At 68.7% G+C, this 16427-nt stretch carries 16 protein-coding genes; 6 read left to right on the forward strand and 10 right to left on the reverse strand.

Annotation, left to right across the window (positions count from 1 at the left end; all coding sequences use genetic code 11):
- Positions 1 to 76: 76 nt before the first annotated feature.
- From nth to ACT6SE_RS06210, 3 genes are read right to left on the reverse strand one after another with little or no spacing between them, the layout of a single operon-like run.
- Positions 77 to 769: an endonuclease III gene (gene nth / locus ACT6SE_RS06200; RefSeq protein ID WP_014646542.1), complete on the reverse strand. Its 693-nt coding sequence runs from the start codon at positions 767 to 769 to the stop codon at positions 77 to 79.
- A complete protein-coding gene (locus ACT6SE_RS06205; protein ID WP_041863216.1) occupies positions 769 to 1122 on the reverse strand; it encodes a hypothetical protein in 354 nt (117 codons plus the stop codon). The genes nth and ACT6SE_RS06205 overlap by 1 nt, the downstream gene beginning before the upstream one ends.
- A 4-nt stretch (positions 1123 to 1126) precedes the next feature.
- Entirely contained in the window at positions 1127 to 1909 is a 783-nt protein-coding gene (locus tag ACT6SE_RS06210) for an enoyl-CoA hydratase/isomerase family protein (RefSeq protein ID WP_046429765.1), read from the reverse strand.
- 167 nt (positions 1910 to 2076) lie between these two features.
- Between ACT6SE_RS06210 and ACT6SE_RS06215 the strand changes: the two genes are divergently transcribed.
- The 3 genes from ACT6SE_RS06215 (at position 2077) to ACT6SE_RS06225 (ending at position 4658) form a co-directional block, all read left to right on the forward strand.
- Positions 2077 to 2778, forward strand: a complete 702-nt coding sequence (locus tag ACT6SE_RS06215; RefSeq protein ID WP_014646545.1) for an FKBP-type peptidyl-prolyl cis-trans isomerase N-terminal domain-containing protein — start codon at positions 2077 to 2079, stop codon at positions 2776 to 2778.
- A gap of 177 nt (positions 2779 to 2955) precedes the next feature.
- Positions 2956 to 3759, forward strand: coding sequence for a CoA pyrophosphatase (locus ACT6SE_RS06220; protein WP_046429766.1), 804 nt, complete (start codon positions 2956 to 2958; stop codon positions 3757 to 3759).
- Positions 3756 to 4658: a sulfurtransferase gene (locus ACT6SE_RS06225; RefSeq protein ID WP_046429767.1), complete on the forward strand. Its 903-nt coding sequence runs from the start codon at positions 3756 to 3758 to the stop codon at positions 4656 to 4658. Before ACT6SE_RS06220 ends, ACT6SE_RS06225 begins: the two co-directional genes overlap by 4 nt.
- A 268-nt stretch (positions 4659 to 4926) precedes the next feature.
- On the opposite strand, the gene ACT6SE_RS06230 is transcribed toward ACT6SE_RS06225, so the two are convergent.
- Positions 4927 to 5493, reverse strand: a complete 567-nt coding sequence (locus tag ACT6SE_RS06230; RefSeq protein ID WP_014646548.1) for an N-acetylmuramoyl-L-alanine amidase — start codon at positions 5491 to 5493, stop codon at positions 4927 to 4929.
- A 72-nt stretch (positions 5494 to 5565) separates the two neighbouring features.
- On the opposite strand from ACT6SE_RS06230, the gene ACT6SE_RS06235 reads away from it, so the two are divergent.
- Together ACT6SE_RS06235 and rlmKL are read left to right on the forward strand one after the other, a co-directional pair.
- Positions 5566 to 6093 carry an alpha/beta hydrolase gene (locus ACT6SE_RS06235; RefSeq protein WP_046429769.1) on the forward strand — a complete coding sequence of 176 codons (528 nt, stop codon included), beginning with the start codon at positions 5566 to 5568 and terminating at the stop codon, positions 6091 to 6093.
- Between the two features lie 145 nt (positions 6094 to 6238).
- Complete coding sequence (gene rlmKL, locus ACT6SE_RS06240) at positions 6239 to 8377, forward strand: bifunctional 23S rRNA (guanine(2069)-N(7))-methyltransferase RlmK/23S rRNA (guanine(2445)-N(2))-methyltransferase RlmL (RefSeq protein ID WP_046429770.1); 2139 nt, start codon at positions 6239 to 6241, stop codon at positions 8375 to 8377.
- A gap of 121 nt (positions 8378 to 8498) precedes the next feature.
- Here rlmKL and ACT6SE_RS06245 read toward each other — a convergent pair whose 3' ends face one another.
- From ACT6SE_RS06245 to ACT6SE_RS06270, 6 genes are all read right to left on the reverse strand, one after another.
- Entirely contained in the window at positions 8499 to 8828 is a 330-nt protein-coding gene (locus ACT6SE_RS06245) for a DUF3325 domain-containing protein (RefSeq protein WP_046429772.1), read from the reverse strand.
- Complete coding sequence (locus ACT6SE_RS06250) at positions 8825 to 10462, reverse strand: PepSY-associated TM helix domain-containing protein (protein WP_046429773.1); 1638 nt, start codon at positions 10460 to 10462, stop codon at positions 8825 to 8827. The genes ACT6SE_RS06245 and ACT6SE_RS06250 overlap by 4 nt, the downstream gene beginning before the upstream one ends.
- Complete coding sequence (locus ACT6SE_RS06255) at positions 10459 to 10773, reverse strand: DUF3649 domain-containing protein (RefSeq protein WP_046429774.1); 315 nt, start codon at positions 10771 to 10773, stop codon at positions 10459 to 10461. Before ACT6SE_RS06255 ends, ACT6SE_RS06250 begins: the two co-directional genes overlap by 4 nt.
- 245 nt (positions 10774 to 11018) lie before the next feature.
- Positions 11019 to 12305 (reverse strand): DUF445 domain-containing protein, encoded by a 1287-nt coding sequence (locus tag ACT6SE_RS06260; RefSeq protein WP_046429775.1) that lies wholly within the window; start codon positions 12303 to 12305, stop codon positions 11019 to 11021.
- 124 nt (positions 12306 to 12429) lie between these two features.
- Complete coding sequence (locus ACT6SE_RS06265) at positions 12430 to 13308, reverse strand: hypothetical protein (protein ID WP_014646555.1); 879 nt, start codon at positions 13306 to 13308, stop codon at positions 12430 to 12432.
- Between the two features lie 63 nt (positions 13309 to 13371).
- On the reverse strand, positions 13372 to 14724 hold the full coding sequence (locus ACT6SE_RS06270) for an aspartate aminotransferase family protein (protein WP_014646556.1): 1353 nt from the start codon (positions 14722 to 14724) through the stop codon (positions 13372 to 13374).
- Positions 14725 to 14827: 103 nt separating this feature from the next.
- On the opposite strand from ACT6SE_RS06270, the gene ACT6SE_RS06275 reads away from it, so the two are divergent.
- Entirely contained in the window at positions 14828 to 16324 is a 1497-nt protein-coding gene (locus ACT6SE_RS06275; protein ID WP_046429777.1) for an aldehyde dehydrogenase, read from the forward strand.
- Positions 16325 to 16427: the final 103 nt, after the last annotated feature.

A 16427-nucleotide genomic window follows, 5' to 3' on the forward strand; every position in this document is an offset into this window, starting at 1 on the left:
TGAAGCACCCTTGTCCATACACGCGGACGGCGGGCCTGGTGCCCGCCGTCTTCGTTTCGTCACAACACGATCCGCGTCACGTCTCGGCTGTGGTCTTTTCCTTGAACCGGCACAGGTCGGCGATCACGCAGCCCGGGCAATCCGGCTTGCGCGCCTTGCACACGTAGCGGCCATGCAGGATCAGCCAATGGTGCGCGTCGAGCAGGAACTCGGCCGGAATCACCTTCACCAGCGTGTCCTCCACTTCGCGCACGTTCTTGCCGGGGGCCAGGCCGGTACGGTTGGAGACGCGGAAGATATGCGTATCCACCGCCATCACCGGCTCGCCGAAGGCGGTGTTGAGCACCACGTTGGCGGTCTTGCGGCCCACACCGGGCAGCGCTTCCAGCGCTTCGCGGTCGCGCGGCACTTCGCCGCCGTACTTCTGCAGCAGGATCGCGCAGGTGGCGATCACGTTCTTCGCCTTGGCGTTGAACAGCCCGATGGTGGCGATGTACGGCTTCAGGCCATCCTCACCGAGCGCGAGGATCTTCGCCGGCGTGTTGGCGACCGGGAACAGGCGGCGGGTGGCCTTGTTGACGCCGACGTCGGTGGCCTGGGCGGACAGCGCCACGGCCACCAGCAGTTCGAACGGCGAGCTGTACTCAAGCTCGGTCTTCGGGTGCGGATTGAGCTCGCGCAGGCGGGTGAACATTTCCACCACGTCGGCGCGCGGCATGCGGCCGCCGCGCCGCGCCGGTGCGCGGGCAGTCTTCTTCGCGGTGGCCATTACGGCTCCTTGCCGGTGACGCGGGCCTTGGCCCGGGCGAGAATCGCGGCCGCCGCGGCGGGCAGGGGGGGCTTCACGTCCGGCGCCGGGGGCGGGGTGCGACGTGCATCGCGCTCGGCTTCGCGGCGGGCCAGGCGCACCGCGCGGGCGCGATAGCGTTCGCGTGCGGCCCAGGCCGTACGCAGTTGCTGCTGGGCCTGCTGCAGCCGCTGCGGAAGGTCCGGGTGGCCAGACAGCAGCTGTTCGTCGCCGGCTCGGGCGACGTAGTCCATCAGCCCCGCCTGCAGGGCGCCATCGAGATCGTCTGCCTGGACCCGGGCGAACAACTGCGCGGGGTTGGGTCGGGATGCCATGGCGTCAGCGGCGCTGGAAGGCCGGCGGGCGGCGCTGCAGGAAGGCACTGGTGCCTTCACGCATGTCCTCGGTGGCGAACAGCAGGCCGAACTGCGCACTTTCGTATTCCAGCCCGGCCTCCAGGCTGCACTCGCCGCCCACGTGCACCGCGTCGAGCAGGCCACGCAGGGCCAGCGGTGCTGAGCGTGCCAGCTGGCGGGCGACGTCCTGCACGCGGTTGTCCAGCGCGTCAGCCGGCACGACTTCGTTGACGATGCCCAGCTCCAGCGCACGCGCGGCGTTGATCGGCGCCCCCAGCAGGCACAGCTCCAGGGTGGCGGCGCGGCCACACAGGCGCAGCAGGCGCTGGCTGCCGCCGAAGCCGGGAATCAGGCCGAGATTGATTTCCGGTTGGCCGACCTTGGCGGTATCGGCGGCGATGCGCAGGTGGCACGCCATCGCCAGCTCAAGCCCGCCGCCCAGCGCGAAACCGTTCACGCGCGCGATGACCGGCTTGGGCATGCGTTCGATCTGGCGCATCAGGGCCTGGCCCAGCAGCGAGAAATCACGTCCCTGAACGGCGCTGAGGGTGTTCATTTCCGCGATGTCGGCACCGGCCACGAAGGCCTTCGGGCCCGCCCCGGTCAACACCACCACGCGCACCTCCGGATCGGCAGCGGCGTCCCTGAAGGCATCGGTCAGCGCCTGCAGGGTCGCGGCGTTCAGGGCATTGAGCTTGTCCGGGCGCTGGACGGTCACGGTGCGGATGGCGCCTTCGTCGGCAACAGCGATCAGGGCATCGGCCACGGGGAAACTCCTGGAACGTTAAAAAAAAGTGATATTGAACTCTGCAAACGCAGACGGGTCATAGCCTGCATCGTGAGTAGCGGTTACACGTTGCGCCCGTTATCCTAACCCGTCGCCTCAGGGCGGCGAAGAACGTCCCTGAGTTACCACCCCTGGAGAACTGTTTGATGAAGTTGCGTTCTATCGCGGTCGCCGTCGCGGCCCTGGCCCTGACGGGCAATGCCTTCGCCCAGGACATCGCGTCCGAGAAGGGCAAGCTGAGTTATTACTTCGGTTACGACTACGGCAACAACCTGGCGGAGCTGACCGGTCGCGGTGAGCAGCTGGACATCAACTCGGTGGTGAAGGGCCTGCAGGATGCCTACGCCAAGAAGCAGCCGGCGATCACCGCCGAGCAGCTGAAGCCGGCCGTTGAAGCGTTCCAGAAGCGCGAGCAGGGCCGTGCCCAGGCTGCCAAGGCCGAGTACGAAAAGGCGGCTGCCGAAAACAAGACCAAGAGCGATCAGTTCATCGCGGCGAACAAGGCCAAGGCCGGCGTGCAGTCCCTGCCGAGCGGCGTCCAGTACCGCGTGATCGAAGCCGGCAAGGGCGCCAAGCCGACCCAGGCCAGCACCGTGCAGCTGGAAGTGGCCGGTCCGTTCCCGTACGGCCAGCGCCCGACCGAAGCCCGCCCGGCCCAGCAGATCCCGTCGATCAAGGTCAGCGAAGTTGAAATGAAGGCCATGCGCGAGACCCTGCTGCAGATGCCGGCCGGCTCGAAGTGGGAAGTCACCCTGCCGCCGGACCAGGCCTACGGTGCCGACCCGCGCACCCCGTTCCCGCCGAACGTGGCTGTGCAGTTCGAGATCAAGCTGGTCAGCGTCAAGTAAATCGAAACAGCAAACGAAACGCGCCGGTGATCCCACCGGCGCGTTTCTGTTTGTGCAGCCCCTGGCGGTGAAACGCCCGCGCTGCGCGCGAGCGTCGACTGACAGTCGACTCTACCGTTGGGCCGGGCCACCCGCGCAAATTCAGCCCGATCGCGCTACTGTTGCCGGGTGCAAACAATGGAAGAAACGGCGCGTGTTGTCGCAAGTCCCTGCATCGGAGTGTGCACGCTGGATCCGTACCGGCAATGCACCGGCTGCGCGCGGCATATCGATGAGATCGCGCGGTGGTCGTCGATGAGCAACGAGGAACGCAGCCGCATCCTGCACCGCGTGCAGCCCCTGCGCGAACAACTGCAGCAATCGCTGCGTGGCTCGCTGGCCGACCACGAGCGACTGATGCGCGCGCTGCACCCCTTGGCCCAACCGCCGGCCGGCGACGGCTGGAACCGCAGTGAGCTGATCGACCTGCTGCCGCCCGGGCCTCCGGTGGAGGCTGCGGTGCTGGCCGGCATCGTCCCGCGCGCCAACGGCGCACAGGTGATCCTGACCCGCCGCACCGAAACCCTGCGCACGCACGGGGGCCAGGTCGGATTCCCCGGCGGCCGCACCGAGCCCGATGACCGTGACGCATTGGCGGCCGCGCTGCGCGAGAGCCAGGAAGAAATCGCATTGGCGCCCGGCCAGGTGCAGGCGCTGGGGTATCTCGATCCCTTCGTCACCATCACCGGCTACCGGGTCACGCCGGTGGTGGCGGTGGTCGACCCGGATTTCGTGCCGGTGCCGCAGCCCAGCGAAGTGGCCGAAGTGTTCGAGGTGCCGCTGGATTATCTGATGGCGCCCGACAGCCTGCGCCAGGTCGAAATCACTCATCGCGGCCGGGTCCGCCACGTCCTGGAGTATGGCTGGCCGGGGCAGCGCATCTGGGGCGCGACCGCCGCCATTCTCTACAACCTGCGTCGTCGCCTGGAGCAAGTGCAATGAAGCCGATCGATCCGCCGTGGACCACCCTGGTCGATGTCACCACCCTTGCCGCTGCGCTGGGCGCAGGCGTGCGCGTCGTCGACGCGCGTGCCACCGCCAGCACCGCCGTGCGCGTGGTCGATGCGCGTGCTTCGCTGGCCGATCCGCAGGCGGCGGGCGGCCAGTATCTGGCAGGGCACATACCGACTGCGGTGCATGCCGATCTCAACCGTGATCTGTCGGATCTGACCCGAAGCGGCCATGGCCGGCACCCGCTGCCGGACAGCGATGCGTTCGCCGCGAAGCTCGGTACGTGGGGCATCGGTCCCGAAACCCAGGTGGTGGTCTACGACGGCAGCGACGGCAGCATGGCCGCCTCGCGCCTGTGGTGGCTGCTGCGGCTGATCGGGCACACCCGGGTGGCCGTGCTCGACGGCGGTATTGCCGCCTGGCAGGCCGCCGGTCACGCGCTGGCGAGCGGGCCGACTGAAGTGACGGCGTTACCTGCCTACCCGGGCCGTTTCGACACCACCCAGATCGCCAACGCCGATGAAATCAGCGCACGGCTGAAGCACGCGCCGGGCTGGTTGGTCGACGCGCGCGCGGGTGAGCGCTTCCGCGGTGACGTCGAGCCGCTGGACCCGGTCGCCGGCCACGTGCCGGGCGCGGTCAACCGCCCGTTCGCCTTGAACGTACTCGATGGCCACCTGCGCGACCCACAGGCGCTGCGCGCCGAACTGCAGGGCGTGATCGGCAACCGCGATCCGCAGCAGGTGGTGCTGATGTGCGGCTCCGGCGTGACCGCCTGCCATCTGCTGCTGGCGATGGAAACGGCCGGCCTGTCCGGCGCGCGCATCTACGCCGACTCCTGGAGCGGGTGGGTCAGCGACAGCAGCCGCCCGGTGGCGACCGGCGCCTGAGCCGCGCGGGGTCGGATCCGTTTTCCAACGGAGAATGGTTCTGACCCCATCAACCGAAAATCGGGTCAGAGCCCGTTGCGTAGCAACGGGATCCGACCCCGTGTCGATTCGAAGGATCGCGGAGAACTGTCGAAGGCGGGGTGGGGCCGGTTGCGGGGGTGTCCGCAACCGGACCCACCCCGCCATCCCACGGAATGCCAGCGTTTGACGTTGACGTTGACGTTGACGTTGCCGTTGCCTCTGCGGGTGCAGGGCGCAGCCCTGCCGCTTACCCAACCGGCTGCAACGGCACCTTCGCCAGCACCCGCGCCCACGGGAACAGCGGCCCCGGATCGCGCTTGCGCGCCACCGTCAACGTCGCATCGTCGCTGGCCGGCACCCGTTCCAGGTCCAGCTGGTCATGCCCGGCAATCCGTCGCAGCGACGGGTAGTGCGCCACCAGCGCCAGCAGCAGCTGTTCCAGCGCCTGCAGCTGTGCCTCGGTGTAGGCCTCGTCCATCGCCTGGTGGCGGCTGTCGAACCAGTCCGGATAGCGCCCGGTATTGACCAGCTCGATGCCCAGCGTATGCGCGTTCATGCCGCGCACGTGATGGGCCACGCGTTCCGGTGCCACGTACTGCACCACGCTGCCATCGCGGTCGATGTAGAAGTGCCCGCTGTTGCCGGCGCCGCTGTCGTACAGTACGCGCTCGCCGTACTCGCGGGCCGTCGCCAGATCGGGCAGTTCGGTGCAGTGGATCACCACCATCTCCAGCGTGGCCGGGTCGCGCAGCGGCAGACGGTCTTCGTAGGGCAGGGGCTGCAGCTGCAGGCCGGGCAGGAGCGGGTTGGGCATCCGGCGATGCTAGCATTGCGGCATGAACCTGCCTTCTCTTTCCTCGTTGGCCCGCTCGCACGGAGCACGTGCATGAGCCGCGGCCACTGCATCCTGTCGCATGGCTTCGAGAGCGGCCCGGAAGCGACCAAGGTCACCGCGCTGGCCGACGTGGCGCAGCGCCTGGGCTGGACCCATGAGCGCCCGGACTACACCGACCTGGACGCGATGAGCGAGGTCAGCCGGGTAGGCGACGTGCCGACCCGCCTGCGCCGCCTGGTCGAGCGCGCCGCCATCGCGGCCCGGCAAGGGCCGGTGGTGCTGGCCGGCTCCAGCCTGGGCGCCTACATTTCCGCCATCGCCTCGTTGCAGGTACCGGTGGCCGGCCTGTTCCTGATGGTGCCGCCGACCACGATGGGCCCGATGCCGGCGCTGGACGCCGCCGCCGTGCCGACCACCGTGGTCCAGGCCTGGCATGACGACGTGGTGCCAGCAGCGGGAGTGATCGCGTGGGCGCAGGCGCGCTCGGCGCAGCTGCTGCTGGTCGACGACGGCCACCGCCTCGAGCGCCACGTGGCGGCTTCCGCGCAGGCCTTCGAACGCTTGCTGCGGCAACTGTGAAGCCCGGGCGCACGGCGCGCCCGCCCGCATTGACTACAATGGCAGCCCCGCCGCCCCCGGCGCGGGCCAGCCGGCCGTGCCTACGGCCCTCCTTTCCGACCGGCCCGGCCCCTGTGCCGCGCCCGACCACCTGCGAACCGATCCCGTGAAATTCTTCGTCTCCTGCGCCAAGGGCCTGGAATACCTGCTTGCCGATGAACTGTCGGCCCTGGGCCTTGGCAAGGCCACTGCCACCATTGCCGGCGTCAACGCCGAGGGCGAACTGGCGCAGGCGCTGCGGATCGTGATGTGGTCGCGCCTGGCCAGCCGCGTGCTGTGGCCCATCGACGAGTTCGAGTGCCCGGATGAGCAGGCCCTGTATGACGGCGTGCGTGCGCTGCCGTGGCACGAGCACATCACGCCGGAGATGACCCTGGCGGTGGACGCGCACGTGTCCGGCGACAAGATCACCCACGCCCGCTTCGCCGCGCAGCGGATCAAGGACGCCATCGTCGACCGCATGCGCGATGAAGGCCTGGAACGCCCCTCGGTCAACACCGATCTGCCCGACGTGCGCGTCAACCTGTCGCTGCGCAAGGGCCGTGCCTCGTTGTCGATCGATCTCGGCGGCGGCCCGCTGCATCGCCGTGGCTGGCGTGGTGCTGCCCACGAGGCACCGCTGAAGGAAAACCTGGCCGCCGCGCTGCTGCTGCGCGCGCAATGGCCGCGCCTGCACGCTGCCGGTGGTGGCCTGCTGGATCCGATGTGCGGCAGCGGTACCCTGCTGATCGAAGGTGCGCTGATGGCCGCCGACGTCGCTCCCGGCCTGATGCGTCATGGCAGCCTGCCGCCGAGCCGCTGGCTGGGCTTCGACAAGGCCGCCTGGAAGTCCATCCAGAGCGAAGCACGTGAGCGCGAAGCGGCCGGCCTGGCCGCGCTGAAGCCAGTCATCCACGGCAGCGACATCGATCCGACCGCGATCCAGGCGGCACGCGAGAACGCCGAGGTCGCGGGCGTCGCCCACGCGATCCGCTTCACGCGCGCCGACGTGGCCGACCTGTCCGCGCCGGAGCAGGAGATCGGTGCGGTGGTCTGCAACCCGCCGTACGACGAACGCCTGGCCGCCGATCCGGCGCTGTATCGCGCGCTGGGCAACGCCCTGCAGAAGGCGGTGCCGCAGTGGCGCGCCAGCCTGCTGTGCGGCAACGACGAACTGGCCTTCGCCACCGGCCTGCGCGCCGGCAAGAAGTACCAGATGTTCAATGGTGCGCTGGAGTGTGCGCTGATCGTCTGCGACCCGATCGCCGTGCCGGGCCGTGATCCGGCACAGCCGCGCGAGCTGAGCGAAGGCGCGCAGATGGTGGCCAACCGCCTGCGCAAGAACCTGAAGAAGTTCAAGAGCTGGCGTGCCCGCGAAGACATCACCTGCTTCCGCGCCTATGACGCCGACCTGCCGGAGTACGCGGCCGCCATCGACGTCTACGAGGAAGACGGCGGCAAGCGCCGTACCTTCCTGCACGTGCAGGAATACGCCGCACCGGCTGCCATTCCCGAGAACGACGTGCGCCGCCGCCGCAACGAGCTGCTGGCCGCTGCGCGCGAAGTGTTCGGCGTGCCGCCCGAGCAGGTCTCGATGAAGTCGCGCGAGCGCGGCAAGGGTGGCAGCAAGTACGGCCGCTTCGAGCAGCGTGACGAGTTCATCGTGGTGCGCGAGAACAATGCACTGCTGCAGGTGAATCTGTTCGACTACCTGGACACCGGCCTGTTCCTCGACCACCGCCCGCTGCGCCGGATGATGGCCGAGCAGGTACGTGGCAAGCGCTTCCTCAACCTGTTCTGCTACACCGGCGTGGCCAGTGTGCAGGCGGCGGTGGCCGGTGCCGCCAGCACCACCAGCGTCGATCTGTCGGCGACCTACCTGCAGTGGTGCTACGACAACCTGGCGTTGAACGGGCAGGGCGGCAACCAGCACCTGCTGGTGCAGGCCGACGCGATGGCGTGGCTGGAGGGCGACCGTGGCCAGTACGACGTGATCTTCTGTGACCCGCCGACCTTCTCCAACTCCGCGCGCGCCGATGACTTCGACGTGCAGCGCGAGCAGATCAAGCTGCTGCGTGCAGCCGTGGCGCGGCTGGCGCCGGGCGGCGTGCTGTACTTCTCCAACAATTTCCGCCGTTTCAAGCTGGAAGAGAACGCCATCGCCGAATTCGCCCAGTGCCGCGAGATCACCGCGCGCACCATCGGCCCGGACTTCGAGCGCAACGCGCGCATCCACCGCGCGTGGGAATTGAAGCGGTTGGGGTAATCGCGACGCCCGGGGTCGGATCCCCTGCGCGAAGCGCAGGGGCTCTGACCCCATCCGGATCTACGCACCAGGGGTCAGAGCCCTTGCGCTTCGCGAAAGGGATCCGACCCCGGTGGCCCGGCTACAGCACCGCCACCACCAGCCCCAGCACCGGCAGCACGATCGCCAACGCCGCGATCCACTTCGGCCGGTACGGGTACAGCCCGAACGACAGCGCCAGACCGCCCAGTGTCATCGTGCCCAGCCACAGCACCGGGCCCATCGCCCAGCCGTGGTCGATCACGCACAGCGCGAACGCCACCGTCAGCAGGGCCCAGCCCAGCACGCGCCACTGGGTGCGCCGTGCGGGCGTGGCTGCGGCGCTGCCGTGCAGGTCGTGCTGGTGCTTTTCCATCGCCAGCGACAACGCGGTGAACGCGGAGAACGACAGGGCCAGTGCCAGCAGCATCATGCGCTGGCCTCCGCTTCGGCGGTTTCCGCAGCGTCCACCGGGGCCCTGGGTGCTGCTGCGGCGGCGGCGCGCTTCTTCTTCTCGGCCGCGCTCAGCGGTGGCGTCCAGCGCTGCATGCGCCAGCCGCACAGCGCCAGCATCGCACCGAACGCGATCATCGACAGATCGACGCCAGCCAGTACCCAGTCACCGCTGCGCAGTGTGATGCCAAGATGCGCGTGCGTGGTCAGCGCGTTGACCACCGGTACCAGCGCGAACGCAGCCGCACCCAGGTACAGCTGCCACGCCCACATCATCCGCTTCGGCCAGATGAAGGCGGCCAGCAGCGCGCCGCCCCAGGCGTAGAAGAACACGCTGGCCTCCGCACTCGCGCGCCCGGCGATGTCCAGCGGCAGCAGGCGGTTGCCCCAGAAGTAGGCCGCGAAAGCGATCGGCAGGCCGGCCACGGTGCCGATGTTCAGCGCATCGACCAGGCGCAGGCCGAAGCCGGTGCGCCCACTCTTGGCATGCTTCGGCCGTTCCTTCACCGCCCACAGCACCACGCCGCTGGCCACCATCAGGCAGCCGACCAGGCCGGACAGGAAGAACAGTGCACGCAGGCCCCAATCGGCGAAGCGCGCCAGGTGCAGGCCGTACAGCACGCCACGGGTGGCGGTGGCGCCGCCGGATGGAGGCGTTTCCTCCAGCAACGTGCCGTTGACCATGTTGTAGCGAACGGCGGGAGTGTCGGTGGACAGGCGCTTGCCGTCGCGTTGGCGGATGTCGATCACCGCATTGGCCGCCCCCGGGTTGGACACGGTGAAGCCGGCCACTTCCACGCCGTGCCAGTGCGCACGTGCGCTGTCCAGCAGCTGCGCGATCGGCAGCGGCGTGGCGCGTCCTTCGGCCGGCGCGGTCACCTCCGGCATGCCACCGAAGGCTTCGCTGAAGAACTTGTCTTCGTCCTGCGGGTAGGCGACTTTCACCCCCCACGGCAGGTACATGACCATCAGGGTGACGATGCCGGTGTAGGTGATCATCGCGTGGTAGGGCAGGGCCATCACCGCGCTGACGTTGTGGAAATCGAGCCAGGAACGCAGGCCCTTGTCCTTGCGGAACGTGAAGAAGTCCTTGAAGATTTTCTTGTGGGTGATGACGCCGGTGATGATCGCCACCAGCATGAACATCGCGCAGAAGCCGACCAGGTAGCGCGCCCACAGCACCGGGATGTAGTGCAGGTCGAAATGCAGGCGGTAGAAGAAATCACCGCCCCGCGTTTCGCGTGCCTTCAGTGCCTGGCCGGTATTCGGGTCCAGCGTGGCTTCGCCGAAGCCACCGCGACGGCCGCGACTGGGATCGGCCAGCTCCGGTGGCAACCGCCAGAACATCTGCATGGCCGGGTTGCGCGGCTGCGGCAGGGTGACGAACCAGTTCCCGGCCTGCGCCGCATTGGCCTGCAGGTAATCCACGGCGCGCTGCGCGGCGACATCGATGCTGACCTGGCTGGACGGAAGTTCCGGTCGCATCCAGCGGCTGATTTCCTCGCGATAGTAGCTGGCGGTGCCCGCCATGAAGATCAGCAGCAGCAACCAGCCGACCAGCAGGCCGGTCCAGGTATGCAGCCAGGCCATCGACTGGCGGAAGCCGTTCTTCATGCCCAGGCCCCCAGCAGGCGCGCAATGGCGGCCATCAGCAGCGCGGGCGCGAGGATGCCCACCCAGGCGCGCAGCGCGCTGCGGGTCGCGAACGCCCACAGCGCTGCGCAGGCGGCCACCAGGATGGCCAGCAGCATGCCGGTCAGCACGGCCTGGCCGCGCGCACCGGGCAGCGCCACCGCGCAGAACACGCTGGTGGCCGAAGCCAGCGCGTAGCCGCCGAAGATCGCGGCCAGCGAGCGTGACAGCACGCCCCAGCGTGGATTGGAGAAGAAGGTGCGGGGGCTGGCGGTTGCGGGCGAGCGGTCCACGGCGTTCCTGCAGGTAGGGGAGGGGATGGAACGCGTCCGCGGCCCCCTTGCGCCCTGCGCATGTCGCCCAGCGTGTCCCATCGACGAAGCACTGCCCGCGCAGGCGGGCAATCCAGAGGTCGGGGATGTACACGGGCGATGGGCGCGTCTTCCGCGCCCGCTTGGCTAAGCGTACAACCGATCAGTAAATGATAGGCATTCGCATTTTATGAATCAAGCATGATGATCCGGGGGCGCACCGGGGCCTAGAACCTGAACACCACTGTCGCCGCATGCAGCAACAGGCCGATCAGCCCACCCACCAGCGTGCCGTTGAAGCGGATGAACTGCAGGTCGCGGCCCACGCTCAGTTCCAGCTGTTCGACCAGATGGCGCTCGTCCCAGCCCTTCACGGTCTGCGCGATATGCGTGGTCACACCCTCGCGCAGGCGGCCGGTCAGGCGTTGCGCACCTTCCAGCAGGTGCTGGTTGAGGGCCTCGCGCAGGGCCGGGTCGGCCTGCAGGCTGGCGCCCAGCGAGGCGAGGCTGCGCTGCAGGTGTCCGACCAGCGCCGAGTCCTCGCGCTGCAGGTCGTCGCGCAGGCTGGCGTGGATGCGCGCCCACAGCCCTTGCACGTAGTCCTGCAGGGCGGGGTGGTCGATCATTTCCCGCTTGAGCTGTTCGATGCGCTCGGCCAGGGCCGGGTCCTCGCGCAGGCGCTGCACGTAGTTCTGCAGCCAGGTCTCGTAGTCCTGGCGCAGCGGATGCTGCGGCTCGGCCAATACCTGCTGCAGTTCTTCCAGCACCGCCCGCGCCAGGCGCTCGGCCAGGCTGTCGCCGATCTCATCGATCGGCTTCACCCAGTTCACCGTGCTCGACAGCGTCGGCCATTCGCGCTGGATGTAGCGCACGATCAGCTGCGAGGCGCGTTCCTTCACTTCTGGCTGTTCCAGCCAGCGGCCGAGCCGCTGCAGGCCCTCGTCCAGCACGCGCTGGTGGCGCCCGTCGGCGGTCAGCAGGGCCAGCAGCTCACCGGCGGTGGCGGCGGCATTCCACTGCCGCAGCTGCTGCACCACGAACGCATGCAGCTGCCGGCGCACCGCTGTCTCGTCGAAGAAGTCCAGTGCCTGCAGGGCCCAGCCGCGTGCCATGTCCGCCAGCATCCGCGAGCGCGCCGGGTCGGCCAGCCAACTGCCGAGGCGGCTGGCCGGATCGAACACCTGCAGCTTGGCCAGCAGCACCTGCGGTTCCAGGAACTGGTCACGCACGAACAGGGCGAGGCTGTCGCCGATGCGTTCCTTGCTGCGCGGGATGATCGCAGTGTGCGGAATCGGCAGGCCCATCGGGCGCCGGAACAGCGCGACGACGGCGAACCAGTCGGCCAGTGCGCCCACGGCTGCGGCCTCGCAGAACGCCGAGACCCAGGCCCAGATGCCGCGTTCGCCCTGCCAGTGGCTGACCGCGAATCCGGCCAGCATCAACAGCAGCAGGCCCAGTGCGAGGGCTTTCAGGCGTCGCAGCTGAGCGCGGCGCGGATCGTGGGCAGGCGTCATGCCGGAAGTCTAACCGCAGCCCGGTGACGCCTGTCTGTAGAGCCGAGCCCATGCTCGGCTGCCTTGCGCGTGGCAAAGAGCAGCCGAGCATGGGCTCGGCTCCACAGAAGCGCGTCGAGAGCGCTTACAGCGCTTCCAGTTGCTTGCGCAACGCAGCCAGCTGCGCGCGCAGGGTGTCGTTCTCGCGGGTCAGCGCGACGACGCGGCGGCGCAGTGCCGGGGCATCCTCGCCCAGTTGTTCCAGCGCCGACAGCACTTCGGCGTCGCGGCTGGCGATCTGCTCCTCGTCCGGTTCCTCGAAGTCCATCTCGGCCGCTTCCGGCTTCGGTGCGCGCGGCTTGCGCTTGGACTCGCGCACGCGCTTGGCGGCCTGCTTCAGCTCGTCCTTGCCACCGGCGGCGGCGGCGCGCTGCTCTTCTTCCGGCAGGTCGGCCACGGCGGCGGCGGCGCTGATCGAGATCACGCCGGCCTTGACCGCTTCCACCACCTCGGCGGCGGCCTGGGCGTGGATGCGCTCGATCATGCCGACCTGGCTGGTGCTCAGCTTGGCTTCGCGCGCCAGCTCGGCGCGGCTGATCTTCGGTGCCGGTTCCCACGGCGGACTGTCTTCACCGGTCTCATCGGCGACGTCGGCGGTGCCATCGCTCTCGCGCTGCAGCTGCGCCTGCTCGACCTGCTTGCGGGCGGCCAGGATGTCGCGCTTGCGCAGCGCCAGCACGCCGCGCTGGAAGTCGGACACGCTGCGGCGGCCCAGATGCTGTTCGATCATCCACAGGTGCACGTCTTCCATGCTCTGGAAGCGGGTGTTCTGCACGGTATTGAAGGGCAGGCCATGCTTCTGGCAGATGCCGAAACGGTTATGGCCATCGACCAGTACATTCCCCCACAACACCAGCGCATCGCGGCAGCCTTCGGCCAGGATGCTGCGCTCCAGCGCGTCATGTTCGTCCGCGGTCAGCGGGTCGATGTAGGCCTTGAGTTCTTCTTTGACGACGATATCCATGGGCACGGCAGCGAGCAGGAGCGGAACCGCCCATTGTACCCGCTCGCCACCACCGGCCCGGGCTCAGGCGGTGGCCCGGATCATCTCGCCCAGGGTGCCGGTGATCTGGTCGATCTGCGCCTTGTCCACGATCAGCGGCGGCGACAGCGCGATGATGTCGCCGGTGCAGCGCACCAGCAGTCGGCCGTCGTGGAAGCAGCGCCGGTAGACCTCGTAGCCCCGGCTGCCCGGCGCATCGCGGCGAGGCGCCAGCTCAACCGCGCCGACCAGGCCGAAGTTGCGGATGTCGATCACGTTGGGCAGGCCCTGCAGCGCATGCAGTCGTTCCTGCCAGTACTCGCCCAGCTCGATGGCGCGCTCGAACAGACGCTCCTCGGCATAGACCTCCAGCGTCGCCAGCGCCGCGGCGCAGGCCAGCGGGTGCCCCGAACAGGTATAGCCATGGAAAAGCTCGATGGCCTGTGGCGGTGCCTGCATCAGGGTTGCATGCACGGCGTCGCTGGCCAGCACGCCACCCAGCGGTACCGCGCCGTTGCTGACCGCCTTGGCGAAGGTCAGCAGGTCCGGGGTGACCCCGAAGCGCTGCGCGGCGAAGGGCATCCCAACCCGGCCGAAACCGGTGATGACCTCGTCGAACACCAGCAGGATGCCGTGCTGGTCGCACAGTTCGCGCAGGCGCTGCAGGTAACCCGGTGCGGGCAGGATCACCCCGGCTGAGCCGGCAATGGGTTCAACGAATACGGCGGCAATCGTCGAGGCATCATGCAGCGCGATCAGCCGTTCCAGGTCATCGGCCAGCTCCGCGCCCTGGCGTGGCAGGCCCCTGCTGAACGCATTGCGCGGCAGGTCCAGGGTGTGGCGCAGGTAGTCGACGCCGCCCAGCTGCAGGCCGAACGGCTTGCGGTTGTTGGGCAGCCCGCCCAGCGCCATGCCGCCGAAACCCACCCCGTGGTAGGCCTTCTCGCGGCTGATGAAGCGGGTGCGCTGGCCCTCGCCGCGCTGGCGGTGGTAGGCCAGCACGATCTTCATCGCGGTATCCACCGCCTCGGAACCGGAGCTGGTGAAGAACACATGGTTGAGCGGGCCCGGCGCCAAGGCGGCCAGCCGCTGCGCCAGCGCGAAGGCCGGCGGCGAGCCCATCTGGAAGGCCGGCGAATAGTCGAGCGTGCGCGCCTGCTCGACGATGGCCTCGACGATGCGCGGCCGTGCATGGCCCGCGTTGCAGCACCAGAGGCCGGCGGTGCCATCGAGGATCTGGCGGCCGTCGACATCCTCGTAGTGCATGCCCTCGGCACGCACCAGCACACGCGGCGCGGCCTTGAACTGGCGGTTGGCGGTGAACGGCATCCAGTACGCCTCCAATGACTCCGGGCGTCGGGTGGCCAGATCGTGCAGGTCGCTCGCGGAACGCTTCATGCCAGCTCCATCGGGTCCGATGGGGGAAATGTAGCGCAGCCACGTCACGGTGGAGTCGCGGCCGCGCCGGTATAACCGGGGAAACTGTTCCGAGGAGCCCGACATGGCCGACTTTCCCGACCGCAGCCACTGGCAGGCACTGGCCCAGCAGCTTTCGATACCCGGACAGGCCTTTATCGAGGGTCGTTACACCCACGCTGCCAGCGGCGCGCGCTTCGACTGCATCAGCCCGATTGATGGTCGCGTGCTGGGGGTGGTCGCCGACTGCGATGCACAGGACGTGGAGCGCGCAGTGGGCGCGGCGCGGCGTGCCTTCGATGCGGGCCACTGGTCACAGGCCAGCCCGGCCCATCGCAAGCGCGTGCTGCTGGCGTTGGCGGCGTTGGTGGAAAAACACGCGGACGAGCTGGCCCTGCTGGAAACCCTGGACATGGGCAAGCCGGTGCGTGATGCGCGTCGTATCGACCTGCCCGGCGTGGTGCGCTGCCTGCGCTGGACGGCCGAAGCGGTGGACAAGCTGTACGGTGAGGTCGCGCCCACCGGCCCGCATGAGCTGGGCCTGGTCACGCGCGAGCCCGCCGGCGTGGTGGCGGCGATCGTGCCGTGGAATTTCCCGTTGCTGATGGCGTGCTGGAAGATCGCGCCTGCATTGGCCATGGGCAACTCGGTGGTGCTCAAGCCTTCCGAGCGCTCGCCCCTGAGTGCGTTGCGGCTGGCGGCGCTGGCCGCCGAAGCGGGCCTGCCGGAGGGCGTGCTGAACGTGCTGCCGGGCCACGGTGCGCGCGTCGGTGAGCCGTTGGCCCTGCACATGGATGTGGACGTGCTGGCGTTCACCGGCTCCACGGCCACCGGCGCGCGGCTGCTGCAGTATTCAGGGCGGTCCAACCTCAAGCGGGTCTGGCTGGAGTGTGGTGGCAAGAGCCCGCACGTGGTGTTTGCCGATGCCCCCGATCTGGATGCCGCTGCGAAGGCGGTGGCACGGGGCATCTTCTTCAACCAGGGCGAGGTCTGTACTGCCGGGTCACGGCTGCTGGTGCAGCGCTCGATCCGCGAGGATTTCGTGCACCAGGTGGTTGCCTACGGCCAGCACATGCAGCCGCGCCACCCGCTTGACGCCGACGCACCGATGGGCGCGCTGGTGGATGCCGCGCATCTGGACAAGGTGATGGGGGATATCGTGCGTGCCGAAAGCGAGGGCGCCCGCCTGCTGCTGGGCGGTCATCGCGCCGATGTCGAGGCGGGCGGTTGTTATGTGCAGCCCACGGTGTTCGATCAGGTGAGCCCCGACCAGGCATTGGCGCGCGAGGAAGTATTCGGGCCGGTGCTGGCGGTGCTCGGCTTTGACGACGAAGCCGAAGCGGTGCGCCTGGCCAATGACAGCCGCTACGGCCTCGCCGCCGGCCTGTGGACGCGCGATCTTGCCCGCGCCCATCGCGTCGCACGCCAGCTGCGCGCCGGCAGCGTCTGGGTGAACGGCTGGGATGGCGGTGACATGACCGCCCCGTTCGGTGGCTACAAGCAGTCCGGCAATGGGCGCGACAAATCGCTGCATGCGTTCGACAAGTACAGCGAGATCAAGGCCACCTGGATCCAGCTGTAACGGCGTCGGGACTTGCGCCCACCTGTGGAGCCGAGCCGATGCTCGGCTGCATTTCGTGGAATGTGGTCGAGCAGGGGCGAGAACCTGCAGAACAATGGCGCCT

Origin of the sequence: Stenotrophomonas sp. LC732 (assembly GCF_052446685.1) — a bacterium.
In the GTDB taxonomy this organism is placed as follows: Bacteria; Pseudomonadota; Gammaproteobacteria; order Xanthomonadales; family Xanthomonadaceae; genus Stenotrophomonas; species Stenotrophomonas muris.

Coding starts and splice junctions, on each gene's coding strand:
- nth (WP_014646542.1), bottom strand. CDS start 769: ATGGCCACCGCGAAGAAGACTGCCCGCGCACCGGCGCGGCGCGGCGGC.
- ACT6SE_RS06205 (WP_041863216.1), bottom strand. CDS start 1,122: ATGGCATCCCGACCCAACCCCGCGCAGTTGTTCGCCCGGGTCCAGGCA.
- ACT6SE_RS06215 (WP_014646545.1), top strand. CDS start 2,077: ATGAAGTTGCGTTCTATCGCGGTCGCCGTCGCGGCCCTGGCCCTGACG.
- ACT6SE_RS06220 (WP_046429766.1), top strand. CDS start 2,956: ATGGAAGAAACGGCGCGTGTTGTCGCAAGTCCCTGCATCGGAGTGTGC.
- ACT6SE_RS06225 (WP_046429767.1), top strand. CDS start 3,756: ATGAAGCCGATCGATCCGCCGTGGACCACCCTGGTCGATGTCACCACC.
- ACT6SE_RS06230 (WP_014646548.1), bottom strand. CDS start 5,493: ATGCCCAACCCGCTCCTGCCCGGCCTGCAGCTGCAGCCCCTGCCCTAC.
- ACT6SE_RS06235 (WP_046429769.1), top strand. CDS start 5,566: ATGAGCCGCGGCCACTGCATCCTGTCGCATGGCTTCGAGAGCGGCCCG.
- ACT6SE_RS06245 (WP_046429772.1), bottom strand. CDS start 8,828: ATGATGCTGCTGGCACTGGCCCTGTCGTTCTCCGCGTTCACCGCGTTG.
- ACT6SE_RS06250 (WP_046429773.1), bottom strand. CDS start 10,462: ATGAAGAACGGCTTCCGCCAGTCGATGGCCTGGCTGCATACCTGGACC.
- ACT6SE_RS06260 (WP_046429775.1), bottom strand. CDS start 12,305: ATGACGCCTGCCCACGATCCGCGCCGCGCTCAGCTGCGACGCCTGAAA.
- ACT6SE_RS06265 (WP_014646555.1), bottom strand. CDS start 13,308: ATGGATATCGTCGTCAAAGAAGAACTCAAGGCCTACATCGACCCGCTG.
- ACT6SE_RS06270 (WP_014646556.1), bottom strand. CDS start 14,724: ATGAAGCGTTCCGCGAGCGACCTGCACGATCTGGCCACCCGACGCCCG.
- ACT6SE_RS06275 (WP_046429777.1), top strand. CDS start 14,828: ATGGCCGACTTTCCCGACCGCAGCCACTGGCAGGCACTGGCCCAGCAG.